At 58.6% G+C, this 19,996-nt stretch carries 17 protein-coding genes; 11 read left to right on the plus strand and 6 right to left on the minus strand.

The window, feature by feature from the left end:
- The first annotated feature begins 13 nt into the window (after positions 1-13).
- The gene (uvrD, locus tag SERAS12_RS00750; RefSeq protein ID WP_006318315.1) at positions 14-2,176 is read left to right on the plus strand and encodes a DNA helicase II; all 2,163 of its coding nucleotides are present in this window, start codon (positions 14-16) and stop codon (positions 2,174-2,176) included.
- 42 nt (positions 2,177-2,218) lie between these two features.
- Here uvrD and SERAS12_RS00755 read toward each other — a convergent pair whose 3' ends face one another.
- On the minus strand, positions 2,219-2,692 hold the full coding sequence (locus SERAS12_RS00755; RefSeq protein WP_013811054.1) for a WbuC family cupin fold metalloprotein: 474 nt from the start codon (positions 2,690-2,692) through the stop codon (positions 2,219-2,221).
- Between the two features lie 447 nt (positions 2,693-3,139).
- Here SERAS12_RS00755 and corA point away from each other — a divergent pair, with 447 nt between their 5' ends.
- Together corA and SERAS12_RS00765 are read left to right on the plus strand one after the other, a co-directional pair.
- Positions 3,140-4,090, plus strand: a complete 951-nt coding sequence (gene corA, locus SERAS12_RS00760; protein WP_004950926.1) for a magnesium/cobalt transporter CorA — start codon at positions 3,140-3,142, stop codon at positions 4,088-4,090.
- Between the two features lie 110 nt (positions 4,091-4,200).
- Positions 4,201-5,259, plus strand: coding sequence for an AbrB family transcriptional regulator (locus SERAS12_RS00765; RefSeq protein ID WP_013811055.1), 1,059 nt, complete (start codon positions 4,201-4,203; stop codon positions 5,257-5,259).
- On the opposite strand, the gene rarD is transcribed toward SERAS12_RS00765, so the two are convergent.
- Complete coding sequence (rarD, locus tag SERAS12_RS00770) at positions 5,251-6,138, minus strand: EamA family transporter RarD (RefSeq protein WP_013811056.1); 888 nt, start codon at positions 6,136-6,138, stop codon at positions 5,251-5,253. The genes SERAS12_RS00765 and rarD overlap by 9 nt on opposite strands.
- Positions 6,139-6,202: 64 nt before the next feature.
- A complete protein-coding gene (locus SERAS12_RS00775; protein WP_013811057.1) occupies positions 6,203-6,673 on the minus strand; it encodes a thioesterase family protein in 471 nt (156 codons plus the stop codon).
- Between the two features lie 204 nt (positions 6,674-6,877).
- Between SERAS12_RS00775 and pldA the strand changes: the two genes are divergently transcribed.
- The 3 genes from pldA to rhtC are packed head-to-tail and all read left to right on the plus strand — an operon-like array spanning position 6,878 to position 10,276.
- Positions 6,878-7,756 carry a phospholipase A gene (gene pldA / locus SERAS12_RS00780; RefSeq protein ID WP_013811058.1) on the plus strand — a complete coding sequence of 293 codons (879 nt, stop codon included), beginning with the start codon at positions 6,878-6,880 and terminating at the stop codon, positions 7,754-7,756.
- A 48-nt stretch (positions 7,757-7,804) separates the two neighbouring features.
- A complete protein-coding gene (recQ, locus tag SERAS12_RS00785; RefSeq protein ID WP_041416523.1) occupies positions 7,805-9,637 on the plus strand; it encodes an ATP-dependent DNA helicase RecQ in 1,833 nt (610 codons plus the stop codon).
- Between the two features lie 12 nt (positions 9,638-9,649).
- Positions 9,650-10,276, plus strand: coding sequence for a threonine export protein RhtC (gene rhtC, locus SERAS12_RS00790; RefSeq protein WP_013811060.1), 627 nt, complete (start codon positions 9,650-9,652; stop codon positions 10,274-10,276).
- 50 nt (positions 10,277-10,326) lie between these two features.
- On the opposite strand, the gene rhtB is transcribed toward rhtC, so the two are convergent.
- Positions 10,327-10,947 (minus strand): homoserine/homoserine lactone efflux protein, encoded by a 621-nt coding sequence (gene rhtB, locus SERAS12_RS00795; protein WP_013811061.1) that lies wholly within the window; start codon positions 10,945-10,947, stop codon positions 10,327-10,329.
- Positions 10,948-11,083: 136 nt separating this feature from the next.
- On the opposite strand from rhtB, the gene pldB reads away from it, so the two are divergent.
- Both pldB and yigL read left to right on the plus strand, forming a co-directional pair.
- Positions 11,084-12,121, plus strand: coding sequence for a lysophospholipase L2 (gene pldB, locus SERAS12_RS00800; protein ID WP_013811062.1), 1,038 nt, complete (start codon positions 11,084-11,086; stop codon positions 12,119-12,121).
- Between the two features lie 11 nt (positions 12,122-12,132).
- Positions 12,133-12,930 carry a sugar/pyridoxal phosphate phosphatase YigL gene (yigL, locus tag SERAS12_RS00805; protein WP_013811063.1) on the plus strand — a complete coding sequence of 266 codons (798 nt, stop codon included), beginning with the start codon at positions 12,133-12,135 and terminating at the stop codon, positions 12,928-12,930.
- 35 nt (positions 12,931-12,965) lie between these two features.
- Here yigL and glpQ read toward each other — a convergent pair whose 3' ends face one another.
- Positions 12,966-14,045: a glycerophosphodiester phosphodiesterase gene (gene glpQ, locus SERAS12_RS00810; protein WP_013811064.1), complete on the minus strand. Its 1,080-nt coding sequence runs from the start codon at positions 14,043-14,045 to the stop codon at positions 12,966-12,968.
- 90 nt (positions 14,046-14,135) lie between these two features.
- Positions 14,136-15,491 (minus strand): glycerol-3-phosphate transporter, encoded by a 1,356-nt coding sequence (gene glpT, locus SERAS12_RS00815; RefSeq protein ID WP_013811065.1) that lies wholly within the window; start codon positions 15,489-15,491, stop codon positions 14,136-14,138.
- 362 nt (positions 15,492-15,853) lie between these two features.
- Here glpT and glpA point away from each other — a divergent pair, with 362 nt between their 5' ends.
- The 3 genes from glpA to glpC are packed head-to-tail and all read left to right on the plus strand — an operon-like array spanning position 15,854 to position 19,954.
- Positions 15,854-17,497, plus strand: coding sequence for an anaerobic glycerol-3-phosphate dehydrogenase subunit A (gene glpA / locus SERAS12_RS00820; RefSeq protein ID WP_013811067.1), 1,644 nt, complete (start codon positions 15,854-15,856; stop codon positions 17,495-17,497).
- Complete coding sequence (gene glpB, locus SERAS12_RS00825; protein WP_013811068.1) at positions 17,487-18,758, plus strand: glycerol-3-phosphate dehydrogenase subunit GlpB; 1,272 nt, start codon at positions 17,487-17,489, stop codon at positions 18,756-18,758. Before glpA ends, glpB begins: the two co-directional genes overlap by 11 nt.
- On the plus strand, positions 18,755-19,954 hold the full coding sequence (gene glpC, locus SERAS12_RS00830; protein ID WP_013811069.1) for an anaerobic glycerol-3-phosphate dehydrogenase subunit GlpC: 1,200 nt from the start codon (positions 18,755-18,757) through the stop codon (positions 19,952-19,954). The genes glpB and glpC overlap by 4 nt, the downstream gene beginning before the upstream one ends.
- Positions 19,955-19,996 lie beyond the last annotated feature (42 nt).

A 19,996-nucleotide genomic window follows, 5' to 3' on the forward strand; every position in this document is an offset into this window, starting at 1 on the left:
ATTAATGGTGCCTATGGACGTTTCCGATCTGCTCGACAGCCTGAATGAAAAACAACGCGAAGCCGTGGCGGCGCCACGCTGCAACCTGTTGGTGTTGGCCGGCGCGGGCAGCGGTAAAACCCGGGTGCTGGTACATCGCATCGCCTGGCTGCTGTCGGTAGAGAACTGCTCGCCGTATTCGATTATGGCGGTGACGTTCACCAACAAAGCGGCGGCGGAAATGCGCCACCGTATCGAACACCTGATTGGCACCAGCCAGGGCGGCATGTGGATCGGCACCTTCCACGGCCTGGCTCACCGGTTGCTGCGCGCCCACCATATGGACGCCAATCTGCCGCAGGATTTCCAAATCCTCGACAGCGACGACCAGTTTCGCCTGCTGAAGCGCATCGTTAAGGCGCTGAATATCGACGAAAAACAATGGCCGCCGCGTCAGGCGATGTGGTACATCAACGGCAAAAAAGACGAGGGCCTGCGCCCGCAGCACGTTGAAACCTATAACAACCCGGTGGAAGCGACCTGGTTGCGTATCTATCAGGCCTATCAGGAAGCTTGCGACCGTGCCGGGCTGGTGGACTTTGCCGAACTGCTGCTGCGCGCCCATGAGCTGTGGCTGAACAAGCCGCATATCCTCAATCACTACCGCGAGCGCTTTACCAACGTATTGGTGGACGAGTTCCAGGATACCAACAGCATCCAGTACGCCTGGATCCGCCTGCTGTCCGGCAATAACAGCAACGTGATGATCGTCGGCGACGATGACCAGTCAATTTACGGCTGGCGCGGCGCTCAGGTGGAAAACATCCAGCGCTTCCTGAAGGATTTCCCCGGTGCGCAAACCGTGCGCCTGGAACAGAACTACCGTTCGACCAGCAATATCCTGAAGGCCGCCAATACCTTGATCGCCAACAACGGCGGGCGCATGGGTAAAAACCTGTGGACCGAGGGGGCCGAAGGCGAACCCATATCCATTTATTGCGCGTTCAACGAACTCGACGAGTCGCGCTTTGTCGTCGGCCGCATCAAAACCTGGCAGGAAAACGGCGGTGCGCTGAATGACTGCGCGATACTCTACCGCAGCAATGCCCAGTCGCGCGTGCTGGAAGAGGCGCTGTTGCAAACGGCCATGCCGTACCGCATTTATGGCGGGCAGCGCTTCTTCGAACGTCAGGAAATCAAGGATGCGCTGGCCTATTTACGGCTGATCGCCAACCGTAACGACGACGCGGCGTTTGAGCGCGTGGTGAATACCCCGACGCGCGGTATTGGTGACCGAACGCTGGACGAAGTGCGCCGCACGGCGCGCGATCGCCAACTGACGCTGTGGCAGGCCACCCGTGCGCTGTTGCAGGACAAAGTGCTGGCCGGGCGTGCGGCGTCCGCGCTGCAACGTTTTACCGAATTGGTGGATTCCCTGGCGCACGAAACCGCAGATATGCCGCTGCATGTGCAGACCGACCGGGTGATCCGCGATTCGGGGCTGTTCATCATGTACGAGCAGGAGAAGGGTGAAAAAGGTCAGGCGCGTATAGAAAACCTCGAGGAACTGGTGACGGCGACGCGGCAGTACAGCTATCAGGATGAAGATCAGGATCTGATGCCGCTACAGGCGTTTCTGTCGCATGCCGCGCTGGAGGCGGGCGAGGGGCAGGCAGATGCTTACCAGGATGCGGTGCAACTGATGACCCTGCACTCCGCCAAGGGGCTGGAGTTTCCGCTGGTGTTTATCGTCGGTATGGAAGAGGGGATGTTCCCGAGCCAGATGTCGCTGGACGAAGGCGGGCGATTGGAAGAAGAGCGCCGGCTGGCCTACGTTGGCCTGACGCGCGCCATGCAGAAATTGACGCTGACCTATGCCGAAACGCGCCGTTTGTACGGCAAAGAGGTTTATCACCGGCCTTCACGTTTTATCGGCGAACTGCCGGAAGACTGTGTGGAAGAAGTGCGGCTGCGCGCCAGCGTATCGCGGCCAGTGAATCACCGCCGCATGGGCACGCCGATCAGCGAAAACGACACCGGCTACAAGCTTGGCCAGCGGGTGCGCCATCCCAAGTTTGGCGAGGGTACCATCGTCAATCTGGAAGGCAGCGGCGAACACAGCCGGTTGCAAATTGCGTTTCCGGGCGAAGGCATCAAGTGGCTGGTGGCGGCCTACGCCCGGCTGGAGACGGTATAAGGCCGGCGAGTTGCAGGGGAAAGTCCCCTGCAATCAGCCAAATCAGTGAGCGTAACTGTCGCCGATTTGTGCGGTCGCATACCAACGCATCACCGCTTCGGTGCCCTCACCGCCTTCCGCCGGCGCCCATGACATGCAGTCTTCTTCCGACAGCGGCTGATATGGCCCCTGTTTCACTTCAAACACCACGCCGCCCGCATCGACCGACAGCACCGCATGCCAGGTAAATGCCGGCATCTCCAGCACTTTGGTTTCTTCGCCGAGCAGCGTGCGATGGGTGACGACGCCGTCATCGTTGAATTGCAGCACGACAAAACGGCCGCGCAGCGGCGTCAGCAGCTCCCAGGTTTGCGGATGACGGTGCGGGCGGATATAGGTGCCCGGCTCCATGGCAATCGCCAAGCGCTGTACCGGATCGCTTAACTCTTCGTGTAATGTACGGTGCGCGCGCAGGCGCGCCACTTTGGCAGCCTGTTCGCTCATCGCGGTCAGGTCGTGGGCGGTAATCTGTTTCATCGGCTAAATCCGCAGGCTAATAGTGGCCTAATCTTAGCAACTTTCCCGGATGCGGTCAGAGATCGCCGCAGACTTTTTCTGCACGCTTTACTTCGGGTTAAGCGCGCTTTTCGTCATTTGTCATGGTGATGAGTTGTTGCGCAATTATCCTGTCTAACGTGTTGACAGGCTTTTTCTTCTCGGCGTAACATGCGCGCACGATTATCAATGAGGACATACGCCTTGGACACACCCAGTAGATACTGGCTCACTGACCTGGACAACAACAGGTACAACTTCTAAGGCTATCCCATTGAGCTGATGGCCTTCGTGGTTGTCGGCGGCCCCGCAAAGCGTCGCTACGAGTCAGATCCTTCATGGTCTGAAACAAGCTGGTGATGCAACACCCCTCTGTTTCTGTGCTTCCACGCGTTGTCTGCACCTGTCACCGATAGGGAGTTTTGGCACATGCTAAGCGCGTTTAAATTAGATAACAGTCGCCTGTCCCGTTTGGAGTTGGATGACTCGGATGATCTCACCTCGTCATTGTGGGTTGATCTGGTTGAACCGGAAGAGGGCGAGCGTGAGCGCGTGCAAAACGAGCTGGGCCAAAGCCTGGCGACACGCCCGGAGCTGGACGACATCGAAGCCTCCGCGCGTTTCTTCGAAGATGAAGATGGCCTGCATATTCACTCCTTCTTCTATTTTGAAGATGCGGAAGATCACGCCGGCAACTCGACCGTGGCCTTCACCATTCGCGACGGTCGGCTGTATACCCTGCGCGAACGCGAACTGCCGGCGTTTCGTTTGTATCGCATGCGCGCCCGCAATCTGACGATGGTTGACGGCAATGCCTATGAGCTGTTGCTGGATCTGTTCGAAACCAAGATTGAGCAGTTGGCGGACGAGATCGAAAACATCTATAGCGATCTGGAAAAGCTCAGCCGGGTGATCATGGAAGGCCATCAGGGCGACGAATACGATGAAGCGCTGTCAACCTTGGCGGAACTGGAAGATATCGGCTGGAAAGTGCGTCTGTGTCTGATGGATACTCAACGCGCGCTTAACTTCCTGGTGCGCAAGGCGCGCCTGCCGACCGGCCAGTTGGAACAGGCGCGTGAAGTGCTGCGCGACATCGAATCCCTGCTGCCGCATAACGAATCGCTGTTCCAGAAGGTGAACTTCCTGATGCAAGCGGCGATGGGCTTTATCAATATCGAACAAAACCGCATCATCAAGATTTTCTCGGTGGTCTCGGTGGTGTTCCTGCCGCCCACGCTGGTGGCTTCCAGCTACGGGATGAACTTTGAGTTCATGCCGGAGCTGAAGTGGTCGTTCGGTTATCCGGGCGCCATCAGCCTGATGATCCTCGCGGGGCTGGCCCCTTACCTGTACTTCAAGCGCAAGAACTGGCTGTAAGCCGGCGGGCGACCCGGTCGCCCGTTATTTCTGCGTTACCTCAACGCTTAGCCTGCTAAATAGGGGTACAATGACGCCTCGTCTCATCTGCCCGTAAGGCGTGAGTGTTGATGGAGAAGTTGCCCCGCTGGTCTCAATGGCTGCTCCTGCTGCTGGCTTCGCTGGCGCTGGGGTTTGGCCTGCAAACATTTCATATTCCCGCTGCGCTGTTGCTGGGACCGATGATCGTCGGCGTGGCGATGGGGCTGCTGGGTGCCACGGTGCGCATTCCCGCTCGCCTGTTTATCGTCGCGCAGGCGGTGCTGGGCTGCATGATTGCGCAAAGTCTTTCCCCCGCTATCCTCACGCCGTTACTCGACGACTGGCCACTGGTGCTGCTGGTACTCTTTGCCACGCTGGCGGCCAGCGGCGTTTCCGGCTGGTGTCTGGTGCGTTTCAGCGGGCTGCCGGGGCCGACCGGTGCCTGGGGTTCATCGCCTGGCGGCGCTTCGGCGATGGTGGCGATGGCGGGAGATTTCGGTGCAGATGTCCGATTAGTGGCTTTCATGCAGTACCTGCGGGTGCTGTTCGTCGCCACGGCGGCGGCCATGGTGGCGCGGATTGGGCTGGGCGATGAGGCGGGCCACGGCAGCGTTGCGCTGGAATGGTTTCCGCCGCTGGATTGGCGTTTTCTCGCGACGCTGGGTATCGCCGTTGTCGGCGCCTGGCTGGGGCCCCGGCTGCGCATCCCTTCCGGTGCGCTGCTTTTACCGATGGTTATCGGCGCAACGCTTCACTCCAGCGGCGCGATGGCGTTGCAGGTACCGGAATGGTTGCTGGCGCTGGCTTATACCCTGATTGGCTGGAGCGTTGGATTGCGTTTTACCCGGCCGATATTTTTGCTGGCGTTGCGTACCTTGCCGCAGATGGTGGCGTCGATAGTGGCGCTGATGCTGTTTTGCGGGCTGCTGGCGTGGATGCTGACCCGCTTTCTGCCGGTGGATCTGATGACCGCCTATCTGGCGACCAGCCCGGGCGGGCTGGACACCGTGGCGATCATTGCGGCGGGCAGCCGGGTGGATATGTCCTTTGTGATGGCGATGCAGACGCTGCGGTTGTTCACCATTCTGCTGACCGGCCCGGCGATGGCCCGCTTCATTTCCAATCGGGCCTCGCCTGCGTCAACGTAATTTGCGTTGAGTGTAAAGTGCGTCGAGGATAAACAGCAGCAGTGCCGCCCAGATAAAGCCGAAGGTCACCAGTTTATCCTGGCCGATGGTCTCTCCGTAAAAAGTGACGGCCAGCAGAAACATCAGCGTCGGGCCGAGGTACTGGAAAAAGCCGAGTGTCGACAGGCGCAGGCGGGTCGCCGCGGCGGTAAAGAACAGCAGCGGTATGGTGGTGACGATGCCGGCTGCGACCAGCAGCAGGTTCAGCGACCACGGGTTGGCGCTCAGATGGCTGGTCGGGCTGTCGGCGAACAGGAACAGGTACGCCGCCGCTACCGGCAATAACCACAGGGTTTCAATCAGCATGCCGGTCTGTGCGTCGATGGCGATCTTCTTGCGCAGCAGGCCGTAGAAGGCAAAGCTGAACGCCAGCCCCAGGCCGATAATCGGCAGTGACCCGAATTGCCATAGCTGAATCAACACGCCGGCAAATGCCAACATCACCGCCAACCACTGCATGCGGCGGAAACGCTCGCCCAGGAACAGCATCCCCAACAGCACGTTGACCAGCGGATTAATGAAATAGCCCAGGCTGGCTTCCAGCATATGGTGGTTATTCACCGCCCAGATAAACAGCAGCCAGTTGCCGCCGATCAACACAGCGGTCACCGCCAGCAGCAGCAGCCGTTTGCGGTTGCGGCAGGCGGCGCGAACCTGCGACCAGTTGCAGCCCAGCGTGATCAGCGCCAGCATAAAGAAGAAGGACCAAATGACCCGATGAGTGAGGATTTCATCGGCGGGTACCTGTTGAATCAGTTTGAAATAGGCCGGGGCGATGCCCCAAATAAAATAGGCGGCGAGAGCAAAGAAGATGCCCTGCCGCGTTTGCTGTGCGTCCATGACGATACTCGGATGGGTAAAACGGAGATGCGGTGAGTGTACTTAAGACGCTCACCGCACACAATCACCCGACCAGATAGGTGGCGGTGGCGCTGGCGATATGCAGGCCGTCGTGGTTATGCAGCTCGGCGCGGGCGACGGCCACTTTGTTGCCGCTGCGCAATACGCTGGCGGAGGCGACAAAATGCTCGCCGCGGCCGGGGCGCAGATAATCGACGCGCAGATCTATGGTTCCCATGCGCGACAGGCGCGAGGCCACTTCCTCTTCGATCAGCGGATCCATACGCATCAGCACGCTCCCGGCGCAGGCCAACCCGGCGGCAACGTCCAGCACTGAAGCGATCACGCCGCCATGCAGGATCTTCTGGGCGGCGTTGCCCACCAGTTTGGGCTGATTGGTGAAGCTCAGTTCAACGTAGTCATCTTCAAAACGGCGCAGTTCAAGGCCCAGCTCGCGGTTAAACGGCATGTGATAAACAAAGATTTCGCCGATTTTCTGGCGTGCAGCATCGAGTGTCAGTGGTGTAGTGGACATAAATACCCGTTCTTAATTCAAGAGAGTGAGGAGGTTATTAACTGGTCAGTCCAGGTTAATCGTTTGTTGATTTTATGCCTATATTTTGTTGCTTGCCAGACTAATCCAATAAATGCACACCGCACTGCTGCAAAACCGCCTTTGTGTGTAAAATGGCCTGTTTTTAATTCAGAGTTTGTCATTTTTGTTGGAGTGGGGAACGTTATGCGCATTTTGTCAGGGATCGTTTTGGCCATGTTGGCAGTGCCACTGCTGGTGCAGGCGGAAGAGGCCAAAGAGCAGCAAATTCATGATAAACCCGCAGTGCGCGGCAGCATTATCGCCAACATGCTGCAGGATCACGACAACCCGTTTACGCTATATCCGTACGACACCAACTATGTGCTGTATACCGATACCAGCAATATCAACAAAGAGGCCATCAAGACCTACAACTGGGCCGAGAAGGCGCGCAAGGATGAAGTGAAATACCAGCTCAGCCTGGCCTTCCCGCTGTGGCGCGGCATTCTGGGCGACAACTCGGTGCTCGGCGCCTCTTATACTCAGCGTTCCTGGTGGCAGCTTTCCAATCACGGTGAGTCGTCGCCGTTTCGCGAAACCAACTACGAGCCGCAAGTATTCCTCGGCTGGGCGACAGATTACCGCTTTGCCGGCTGGACGCTGCGCGACGTTGAAGTGGGCCTCAACCACCAGTCCAACGGGCGTTCGGATCCAACCTCCCGCAGCTGGAACCGCGGCTACGCGCGTTTTATGGCGCAGAACGGTAACTGGCAGGTGGATCTGAAACCCTGGTTCCGCTTCTCGGAAAGCGACAGCAGCGATGACAACCCGGATATCACCAAATACATGGGGTATTACCGTCTGAAAGTCGGTTACGCCTGGGGCGACAGCGTGTTCAGCGTCGACAGCCATTACAACTGGAACAGCGGCTACGGCGGTGCGGAACTGGGCTGGAGCTACCCGATCTCCAAACACGTGCGTTTCTACACTCAGGTGTTCAGCGGCTACGGCGAATCGCTGATTGATTACAACTTCCGGCAGACACGGGTTGGCGTTGGTGTCATGCTTAACGATATTATGTAATACGGCCGTCATGATGGCGGCGCAATGCAGCAAAAAGTGGGGAAGTGTGTGTCAACCGCAGCAGTGATAAACAAAGAGTTGCTGGCAGAGCAGGTATTGCGCGATACCTTTGGCTACCAGCAATTCCGACCGGGTCAACAAACGATTATCAACGCGGCGATCGGCGGGCTGGATTGTCTGGTGGTCATGCCGACCGGCGGCGGTAAATCGTTGTGCTATCAAATCCCGGCGCTGGTGATGGATGGCCTGACGTTAGTGGTTTCCCCGCTGATCTCCCTGATGAAAGATCAGGTCGATCAACTGCTGGCTTATGGCGTTTCCGCCGCCTGCTATAACTCGACGCAGACGCGCGAGCAGCAACTGGAGGTCATGGCGGGTTGCCGCAGCGGGCAGATCAAAATGCTGTATATCGCCCCCGAACGGCTGATGATGGACAGCTTCCTCGATCTGCTCGACCACTGTCCGCCGGCGCTATTGGCGGTGGACGAGGCGCACTGTATTTCGCAGTGGGGCCATGATTTCCGTCCTGAATACCGCGCGTTGGGTCAGTTGAAGCAGCGCTTCCCGACGATGCCGGTGATTGCCCTGACCGCTACCGCCGACGAGTCTACCCGGGGCGACATCGTACGCCTGTTGGCGCTGCACGATCCGCTGGTGCAGATCAGCAGCTTTGACCGCCCAAACATTCGCTATACGTTGGTGGAGAAGTTCAAACCGCTCGATCAGCTGTGGCGCTTCGTGCAGGACCAACGTGGCAAGAGCGGTATCATTTACTGCAACAGCCGCGCCAAGGTGGAAGACACCACGGCGCGTTTGCAGAGCCGCGGTCTGAGCGTAGGTGCCTATCATGCCGGGCTGGACAACGATCGCCGCTCACAGGTGCAGGAAGCGTTCCAGCGTGACGATTTACAGGTGGTGGTAGCCACCGTCGCCTTCGGCATGGGCATCAACAAACCCAACGTGCGTTTCGTGGTGCACTTTGATATCCCGCGCAATATCGAGTCCTACTATCAGGAAACCGGCCGCGCCGGGCGTGATGGCCTGCCGGCAGAAGCGATCCTGTTGTATGACCCGGCCGACATGGCCTGGCTGCGCCGTTGTCTGGAAGAGAAACCGGCCGGGCAACAGCTGGATATCGAACGCCACAAGCTGAACGCCATGGGGGCTTTCGCCGAAGCGCAAACCTGCCGTCGTTTGGTGTTGCTCAATTACTTTGGCGAGGGCAAGCAGCAAAATTGCGGTAACTGCGATATCTGCCTCGATCCCCCCAAGCGCTATGACGGGCTGGAAGACGCGCGCAAGGCGCTCTCCTGCGTGTATCGCGTCGGCCAGCGGTTCGGCCTGGGTTATATTGTCGAAGTGCTGCGCGGTTCCAATAACCAACGCATCCGCGAATACGGGCACGACAAGTTGCCGGTGTACGGCATCGGTCGCGAGCAAACGACCGAACACTGGACCAGCGTGCTGCGTCAACTGATCCACCTGGGGTTTATTACCCAGAACATCGCCATGCATTCGGCGCTGCAATTGACCGAGGCCGCGCGCCCGGTACTGCGTGGTGAACTGGAGCTGCAACTGGCGGTGCCGCGCATCCAAAGTCTGAAGTCGCGTGGCAGCGCCAATCAGAAATCCTACGGCGGCAATTACGATCGCAAACTGTTTGCCAAACTGCGCAAGCTGCGTAAATCGATTGCCGACGAAGAAAATATCCCGCCTTACGTGGTGTTTAACGATGCCACGCTATTGGAAATGGCGGAGCAAATGCCGATCAAGGCCGGCGACCTGCTTAGCGTTAACGGCGTTGGCCAGCGCAAACTGGAGCGTTTCGGCGCCCCGTTTATGGCGATGATCCGCGATCACCTCGATAATGACGAAGAATAAGGGCAATAAATCATGTTGATGCTGTTTCTGACCGTGGCGCTGGTGCACCTGATCGCGCTGATGAGCCCGGGGCCGGACTTCTTTTTTGTTTCGCAAACCGCCGCCAGCCGTTCGCGCCGCGAGGCGATGATGGGCGTAGTGGGCATTTCACTGGGTATCGTGGTATGGGCGGGGGTTGCGCTGATGGGCCTGCATCTGATCTTGCAGAAAATGGCCTGGCTGCACCAGATCATCATGGTCGGCGGTGGGATTTACTTATGCTGGATGGGCTGGCAACTGCTGCGTTCCGCACGCTCCCAGAACGCCCAATCAGCGCCGGCGGAAGAAGTGAAAGTGGCGTTGCCAAAGGCCGGACGCAGCTTTATCCGCGGTTTCCTGACCAACCTTTCAAACCCGAAAGCGGTTATCTATTTCGGCAGCGTGTTCTCGCTGTTTGTCGGTGATGACGTGGGCGCCGGCGCGCGCTGGGGCTTGTTCCTGCTGATTATCGCCGAGACCTTTGTCTGGTTCAGCCTGGTGGCGGTCGTGTTTGCGTTACCGGCAATGCGCCGCGGCTATCAGCGTTTGGCGAAATGGATCGACGGGCTGGCGGGCGTATTGTTCACCGGTTTCGGGTTGCACCTGATCTTTACCCGTTAATCGCAGGAAGATATCGCGAGGGCCGAACAGTGATGTTCGGCCCTTTTGCATTAGGCCTTTCTGGCCGTAGCCAATAACCCGGCCACCAGAATAAACAGCGAACCGAAGATGCGGTTCAGCAACTGCATCTGGCGCGGCGTTTTCAGCCAGCCGGCAATGCGGGTCGCCAGTGTGGCGTAGCCAATCATCACCACAATATCCACCGCCACGGTGGTCACGCCGAGTATCAGATACTGCTCGGCCTGCGGCTGGTTAGGTAAAATAAACTGCGGGAACAGCGCGGCCAGAAACACGATGCTCTTCGGGTTGGTCAAATTGACCAGCACCGCGCGGCGGAACAGGCGGCGGCGCGGCAGGGTGCCCGCCAGCGTATGCAGATCCAACGAACCGGCGGCGCGCCACTGCTGAATTCCGAGCCACACCAGATAAGCGGCGCCGAGCCATTTCAGCAATTCAAACGCCATCAGCGACTGTGAGACCAACGCACCCAGGCCAATGCCCACCAGCACGATATGCAGACTCAACCCGACCTGCAGGCCGGCGATCGATGCCGCCGCGCCGCGATACCCGTGGCTGATACCGGTGCTCATGGTGTTGATTGCGCCTGAGCCGGGTGAGAGGCTGAGGATAAGGGTTGTCAGCAGATAGGTTAACCACCAGTCCAAGGTCATCGTAAGGCTCCCGGAAAGTACCAATTTGTGCCAAAATAGGCTCGGTTCTTGTAAGAATTGAATCACAATACGCTAGTATTATTTCTTGTGCCAGAGGCCACATTTTTGCCGCTGGCGGCTCAGGGAAAAGCTCTCAATGACGTCGTTCACTCAAGGCACCGATGACTGGTTAATGCGTGAAACGCAGTTCGCTGCTTTCGCTACCGGCCCGCTGCTGGACTTTTGGCGGTTGCGGGAGGAGGGCGAGTTCAGTGGCGTGGGCGGCGTGCCGATCCGCTTCGTGCGTTTCAGCTCTGCACGTCACCAGCGGGTGGTGGTGATCAGCCCCGGCCGTATCGAAAGTTACGTTAAATATCCAGAAGTTGCCTACGATCTGTTCCATTGCGGTTTTGATGTGATGATTATCGATCATCGCGGGCAAGGCCGTTCTGGCCGCTTGCTGGCTGATACGCACCGCGGTCATGTGGTAAACTTTGCCGATTATATTGACGATTTCGCCCAGTTTTATCGGCAGCAAGTGGCGCCGCGCGGCTACCGGCAGCACTTTGCGCTGTCGCATTCGATGGGCGGCGCGATACTGGCGCAGTTTCTGGCGCGTCAGCCGCAGGCGTTTGATGCCGCTGCGTTTTGCGCGCCGATGTTCGGCATTCATCTGCCGATGCCGGGCTGGATGGCGGACCGCATCCTTAACTGGGTGGAGAAACACCCGGCGGTGCGCAATTACTATGCGATAGGCACCGGCCAGTGGAGGCCGCTGCCCTATGTGGTCAACGTATTGACCCACAGCCGTGAACGCTATCGCCGCTGTTTGCGTTATTACGCCGATTATCCCGAGTTGCAGGTGGGTGGCCCTACCTACCACTGGGTAAGAGAAAGCATTCAGGCCGGGCGGCAGATTGTCGCGCAGGCGGCTAAAATCACCACACCGCTGTTATTATTGCAGGCCGGTGAGGAACGGGTGGTCGACAACCGTTCTCAGCAGGCTTTTTGTCAGGCACTGTCAGACGCGGGGCACCCTTGCGAAGGGGGGAAACCGCGGGTTATCCAAGGCGCACGCCATGAGATCCTGTTCGAGCGGGACGCGATGCGCGCCGAAGCATTGAACGCAATCCTGCGTTTCTTTGCTCAACACTTAGGTGGCGCCCCTGCCGCCGACCACTCCATCAGAGGTTAGAACATATCCTTATGTATCACGTCGTCGCTTCCGATTTAGATGGCACGCTGCTATCACCTGACCACACCCTGTCGCCTTATGCCAAAGAGACGTTGAAGCTGCTGACCCAGCGTGACGTGCACTTTGTGTTTGCCACTGGCCGGCATCACATCGACGTTTCGCAGATCCGCGATAACCTCGATATCAGCGCTTTTATGATCACCTCCAACGGTGCCCGCGTGCATAACACCGCCGGCGAGCTGATTTTCAGCCACAACCTGGCGGAAGACATTGCCCGCGATCTCTACGGCATGCTGCATGGCGATGCGGACATCACCACCAATGTCTATCGCAACGACGACTGGTTCATCAACCGGGAAAGCCCGGAGCAGGAAGAGTTCTTCCGGGAATCGATCTTCCAGTATCAGCTGTTTGAGCCGGGCCTGCTGGAAACCGACGGCGTGTGCAAGGTGTACTTCACCTGTGACGACCATGAAAAGCTGCTGCCGCTGGAAGATGCCATCAATGCGCGCTGGGGCGATCGGGTTAACGTCAGTTTCTCGTTCCCGACCTGTCTGGAAGTGATGGCGGGCGGCGTATCCAAAGGCCATGCGCTGGAAGAAGTGGCCAAAATCATCGGCTATTCGCTGAAAGAGTGCATCGCCTTCGGTGACGGCATGAATGACCTGGAAATGCTGGCGATGGCCGGCAAGGGCTGCATTATGCGCGACGCGCACCAGCGCCTGAAAGACAAGTTGCCGGAGCTGGAAGTGATTGGCTCCAATGCCGACGACGCGGTGCCGCATTACCTGCGCAAGATGTACCTCTGAAATAACAAGGGCGCCTTGCGGCGCCCTTGTCCGGGTTACTTGTGCTGGCCCTGCTTTTGCAGGAACTGCACGCCCTTGTCAGGGAAGTCGGTGAACACGCCGTCAACGCCCGCCTGGTTGTAAATCACGTCGTACAGCTGATTCACGTCGGTCACGTAGTTTGGCAGCGCATCGGCGCGGATGGTGAATGGATGCACCGCCAGCTTGTTGGCATGGGCCTCCTTCACCATATCGGTCAACACCACGTGGCCCGGTTTGGATTTCTCCGCTTCCACCAGCATGTGGTAGTCCGGGCCAATACCGTCGGCGTACTGGGCAATCTGCTTCATCGCGCCCGGCTTGAACATCCAGTCATAGTCGTATTCCACCCATTTGCCGTCGGCTTTCTGCTCATAGGTTTCCTGCCATTTGTTGTAGGCGATCAGTTGGATCAGCTTCAGATCCATGCCCATCTTCGGTTCCAGTTCGGTTTTAATCCGCTTCAGTTCGTTGGCGTCGAAGCATTGCAGATAAACGTTGTCACCCTTGCCGGTGTAACCATACTGCTTCAGCACCGCCAGCACTTTGCTGGAGATATCCTTGCCTTCCTGCTTGTGGAACCACGGCGCTTTGATTTCCGGGTAAATACCGATGTTTTTGCCGGTCGAATGGTTCAGCCCCTGCACAAACTCGATCTCTTCCTGGAAGGTATGGACGCGGAAATCCGACTTGCCCATCGGGAAGCGGCCAGGGTAGCCCTGCACCTTTTTACCGTTTTCGATCTCAAAGCCTTCCGTGAACTTCAGCGACTTGATTTCCGCCAGGGTAAAGTCGATGGCGTAATAACGGCCGTCTTTGCGTGCTCGGTTCGGGAAGCGCTCGGCCACGTCGGTAACGCGATCGAGGTAATGGTCATGCAGCACCACCAGCTCGTTGTCCTTGGTCATCACCAGATCCTGCTCGAGGAAGTCCGCACCCTGCGCGTAGGCCATCGCCTTCGCCGGCAGCGTGTGTTCCGGCAGATAGCCGCTGGCGCCACGGTGGGCGATCACCACCTTGTCCGCCGCCTGTACGGCGCTGACCATTGAGGTGGCCAGGATGATCCCTGCCAGCAGGGCTTTGACTTGAGTCCGCATTTTGTAATTCTCCATATTGTAGGTGCAGGGTAATAAAGTAGTAAAAAGGCCGCAGCGCGGCCTTTAAATAATGCGAAGTTTGTATGACGCTTAGCCGCGTTTGTTGGCTGCGATTTCTGCGTGGTGCTTTTTCTCGCTCAGCATGGTCAGCAACAGCAGCACTACCGCACCGATACTGCCGCCAATCATCACCATAAAGCCGCCGTCCCAACCGAAGTAGTCCACGGTGTAACCGACGATGGCGCTGGCCGCAACGGAGCCGCCCAGGTAACCGAACAGACCGGTGAAGCCCGCTGCGGTGCCGGCCGCTTTCTTCGGTGCCAGTTCCAGCGCGTGCAGGCCGATCAACATCACCGGGCCGTAAATCAGGAAGCCGATGGTGATCATGCAGGCCATGTCGATGCCAGGATTACCGACCGGGTTGAGCCAGTAAACGACGGTAGCGATGGTCACCAGCGTCATAAAGAACACGCCGGTGGCGCCGCGATTGCCTTTGAACACTTTGTCCGACATCCAGCCGCACAGCAGGGTGCCCGGAATGCCGGCGTATTCGTACAGGAAGTAGGCCCAGGAAGACTTATCCAGCGTGAAATGCTTCACTTCTTTCAGGTAGGTCGGTGACCAGTCCAGAATGCCGTAACGCAGCAGGTAAACGAACACGTTGGCTACCGCGATGTACCACAGCAGCTTGTTCGGCAGAATGTACTGCATGAAAATCTGCTTGGCGGTCAGCTCTTGTTCCGCTTTCTCGCTGTAGTCGTCCGGGTAATCGTTTTTATATTCTTCGATCGGCGGCAGGCCACAGGATTGCGGCGTATCGCGCATCAGTGCAAAGGCGATCAGGGCTACCAGAATGGCGCCGAAGGCCGGCATATACAGCGCCGCGTGCCAGTCGTTGAACCAGGCCATACCCAGCAGGAACAACAGCGGCGGCAGGCCGCCACCCACGTTATGCGCGCAGTTCCAGACCGAAACGATACCGCCGCGTTCTTTCTGCGACCACCAGTGCACCATGGTGCGGCCACAAGGCGGCCAGCCCATGCCCTGGAACCAACCGCACAGGAACAGCAGCACGAACATGACTGCGATGCTCGATGTCGCCCACGGCACAAAGCCCATGAACAGCATCACCGCGGCGGCCAGTATCAGGCCGGCAGGCAGGAATACGCGTGGGTTGGAGCGGTCAGAAACCGACCCCATGATGAATTTGGAAAAACCGTAGGCGATGGAAATACCCGACAGCGCGAAACCGAGGTCGCCGCGGCTGAAGCCCTGATCGATCAGGTAAGGCATTGCCAGGGTGAAGTTCTTACGCACCAGATAGTAGGCGGCGTAACCGAAGAAAATCCCCATAAAAATTTGCCAGCGCAATTTACGGTAGAGCGGGTCGACTTTGTCGACCGGCACACGGGAAATGTGTGCTGCCGGCTTAAAGATACTCAACATGAGCGCCTCCGATGGCTTTTAGTTATCACATCAATATGATCGTCTACGTTCATTTGATGATTGAGCGGATAGAGAATGTGGTGTTTTTTTGTTCCATAACGAGCGTCATCCTAGTCAAAACAGCCTGGTGTCACTGTGATGAATGGCGCAAATGTTACACTTTTATGAAACTACGGCGGATTTTGAGCGATTCGTTAACGATATGAAATAGAAAAACGGCTAAAAATCGTGATTCCGATCACATTCATGGTTTTTTATGGACATTTTGTTTTCGTTTTAAGTTCGTTATTGTTCCTTATCAAACAAAGACCCCAGTAACTGTGGCCCAATAGGGTAATCACCACGGATCCTGAGGAAGCGTCATGAGCAGCCATTCACCGGACAGTGAAACGGATGTGATAGTCATTGGCGGCGGTGCGACCGGAGCGGGCATTGCCCGTGACTGCGCGCGCCGTGGCCTGCGTTGCATACTGCTGGAGCGCCATGATATTGCCACCGGCGCCACCGGCCGTAACCACGGTTTGTTGCACAGCGGAGCGCGTTATGCGGTGACCGACGGCGAGTCGGCGCGTGAGTGCATAGAAGAGAACCGCATCCTCAAGCGCATCGCGCATCACTGCATCGAGCGTACCGATGGGTTGTTCATTACCCTGCCGCAGGATTCGCTGGCCTACCAACAACAGTTTATTGCTGCCTGCCACAGTGCCGGCATCAACGCCGAAGCCATTGATCCGCAATTGGCGTTGCGCCTGGAGCCGGCGGCTAACCCGGCGCTGATCGGCGCCGTGCGGGTGCCGGATGGCACCGTCGACCCGTTCCGCCTGACCGCCGCCAATATGCTCGATGCCCGCGAGCACGGCGCGCAGATCCTGACCTATCATCAGGTGGTCGGTTTGTTGCGCGTGGGCGATCGCGTGACCGGCGTGCGCGTTTTCGACCATCAAACTGCGCGCCGCTACGACATCTACGCCGAGGTGGTGGTCAACGCCGCCGGCATCTGGGGCCAGCAGATTGCGGAATACGCTGATCTGCGCATTCGCATGTTCCCGGCCAAGGGCGCATTGCTGATCCTCGGCCACCGCATCAACAACATGGTAATCAACCGTTGCCGCAAACCGGCAGACGCCGACATTCTGGTGCCGGGCGACACCATCTCGCTGATTGGCACCACCTCCACCCACATCGACTACGACCAGATCGACGACATGGTGGTGACGCCGCAGGAAGTGGACATTCTGATCCGCGAAGGTGCGCTGCTGGCGCCTGAACTGGCGCAAACCCGCATTTTGCGTGCCTATGCCGGGGTACGGCCGTTGGTGGCCAGTGACGACGACCCCAGCGGCCGTAACGTCAGCCGTGGCATCGTGCTGCTCGATCACGCCAGCCGCGATGGGCTGGAAGGATTTATCACCATCACCGGCGGCAAGTTGATGACCTATCGCCTGATGGCGCAGTGGGCGACCGACAAAGTGTGTGAAAAGCTTGGGCTGGATAGCCCATGCACTACCGCGGTGGAACCGCTGCCCGGCTCCCGGCAGACGGCGGAGGAAACGGTGCGCAGCGTGGTGGCGTTGCCGGCCAGTATTCGTGGCTCGGCGGTGTATCGCCACGGCGATCGCGCCAGCCTGGTGCCGGCCGGTAATCGGCTGGACAACAGTCTGGTCTGTGAATGCGAGGCGGTCACCGCCGGCGAGGTGCGCTATGCGGTGAACTCTCTCGCCGTCAATAATCTGGTGGATCTCCGTCGCCGCACCCGTGTTGGCATGGGCACCTGCCAGGGGGAACTGTGCGCCTGTCGCGCTGCCGGGCTGCTGACGCGCTTTAACGTCGCCACCCCGCAGCAGTCGATCGATCAGTTGTCGCATTTCCTCAATGAACGCTGGAAGGGCGTACGCCCGATCGCCTGGGGCGACGCGCTGCGCGAGAGCGAGTTCACCAGTTGGGTTTATCAGGGATTGTGCGGGCTGGATGCACGGGAGAAACAGGAGGCGGATGATGCGATTTGACGTGGTGGTGATTGGCGGCGGCTTGGCGGGTATGGTTTGTGCCATCGGGTTGGCGGAACAGGGCAAGCGCTGTGCCGTGGTCAGCTCAGGCCAGAGCGCGCTTTATTTCTCCTCCGGCTCGCTTGATTTGCTGGCGCAACTGCCCGATGGCACGTCGGTCGACGCGCCGCTGGCAGCGTTGCCAGAACTGGCGCGACAGGCGCCGCAGCACCCTTATTCCTTGATTGGCGCAGAACGGGTGGCGCTGTTATCTGATGAGGCGGCCTCGCTGTTGCAGCGTTGCGGCCTGAGTCTGCAAGGCAGCAATGAAAGGAATCATCTGCGCATTACGCCGCTCGGTACGCGCCGGGCCACCTGGCTCAGCCCACAGGCCATTCCGGTGACGCCGCTGGCCGGTGCGCTGCCGTGGGAAAGCGTTGCGGTGATTGGCATTGAGGGATTTTTGGATTTTCAGCCGCAGCTGGCCGCCGATTCACTCATGCAGGCGCTGGGAGTGCGCGCCGGGGTCGGTTGGTTACATTTACCTGCGCTGGACCGGTTGCGCAACAATCCCAGCGAGTTCCGGGCGGTGAATATCGCCAGAGTGCTGGATTTGCCGGAAAATCGGATGCCGATGGCGGACGAGCTGCGCCGGCTGGCCGGTGATGCCGAAGCGATTTTCCTGCCGGCCTGTCTGGGGCTGGAGGAAGATGCCCCGCTGGTGGCGTTACAGGCGGCGGTGGGCAAACCGGTGCGTCTGTTGCCGACGTTACCGCCTTCGGTGCTGGGCATGCGCTTGCACCAGGCATTGCGCCAGCGCTTGCAACAGTTGGGCGGTGTTTTTATGCCGGGGGACAGCGTGCTGCGGGCGGATATCGACGCCGGGCGTGTTACCGGCCTGTATACCCGCAATCACGGCGATATTCCGTTGCAGGCGCAGCAGGTGGTGCTGGCCAGCGGCAGCTTCTTTAGCAATGGATTGGCGGCGGACTTCGACGGTGTACGCGAGCCGGTGTTTGGGCTGGATGTAGACAGCCAGGCGGATCGCGCCGACTGGAGCCGCAGCGATCTGTTTGCTCCGCAGCCCTATTTGCAGTTCGGCGTGCGCACCGATCGCCGGCTGCGTGCGTTAAGGCACGGGAAGGCGCTGACCAACCTGTATGCCATTGGCGCGGTAACCGGCGGATACGATCCGCTACAGCAGGGCTGCGGCGCCGGCGTTTCGCTGATCGGGGCGCTGCACGTTGCGCAACAGATTACCGCAGAGAAGGAGCAACCATGAGTCTGCAGAAAGACAACAGCTTTGAAAACTGCATCAAATGCACCGTCTGCACCACCTATTGTCCGGTCGCCAAGGTCAACCCGCTCTATCCGGGGCCAAAACAGGCGGGGCCGGACGGCGAACGCCTGCGGCTGAAAGATCCGGCGTTGTACGATGAAGCGCTGAAGTATTGCACCAACTGCAAGCGCTGTGAGGTCGCCTGCCCGTCCGACGTCAAAATCGGCGATATCATTCAGCGCGCCCGCGCCGATCACGCCCAGAGCAAACCGACGCTGCGCGACGCCATCCTCAGCCATACCGACATCATGGGGGCGCTGTCGACTCCCTTTGCGCCCATAGTCAATGCCGCCACCGGTCTGAAACCGGTGCGCGCGCTGCTGGACAAAGCGTTGAAAATTGACCATCGCCGCGAGTTGCCAAAATACTCGTTCGGCACCTTCCGCCACTGGTATCGCCGGCAGGCGCAGGCCCAGCAGCGCTATGCCGAACAGGTGGCGTTTTTTCACGGCTGTTTCGTCAATTACAACCATCCGCAGCTGGGCAAGGATCTGATCAAGGTCTTTAACGCGATGAATATCGGCGTGCAGCTGCTCAAGCGCGAGAAATGTTGCGGCGTGCCTTTGATCGCCAACGGCTTTATCGCCCAGGCCAAAAAGCAGGCCAAAGTGAATGCCGAGTCGCTGCATGAGGCGGTGCTGGAACGCGGAGTTCCTGTAGTGGCGACCTCGTCGAGCTGTACCTTTACCTTGCGCGATGAATATCCGCATCTGTTGGAGGTGGATACCTCGGCGGTGCGCGAGCGGGTAGAGCTGGCGACGCGCTATTTGTATCGACTGATCAACCAGGGCCGCACTCTGCCGCTGAAGCGCACGCCGTTACGGGTGGCGTATCATACGCCGTGCCATATGGAGAAAATGGGCTGGACTGCCTATACGCTGGAGCTGTTGCGGCAAATTCCGGGCTTGGAGCTGGTGGTGCTGGATTCGCAGTGTTGCGGTATTGCCGGTACTTACGGGTTTAAATCGGAGAACTATGCGACTTCGCAGGGGATTGGCGCTTCGCTGTTTCGCCAGATAGAGGAAAGCGGTGTGGATATGGTGGTGACCGACTGCGAAACCTGCAAGTGGCAAATCGAGATGTCGACCGGCAAAGGCTGTGAACATCCGATCACCCTGCTGGCGCGGGCATTGGCATAATCGGTGATGAGGTGGCGAAACGGGGCCGGCATGCCGACCCCC

Origin of the sequence: Serratia sp. AS12 (assembly GCF_000214195.1) — a bacterium.
Classification (GTDB): domain Bacteria; phylum Pseudomonadota; class Gammaproteobacteria; order Enterobacterales; family Enterobacteriaceae; genus Serratia; species Serratia plymuthica.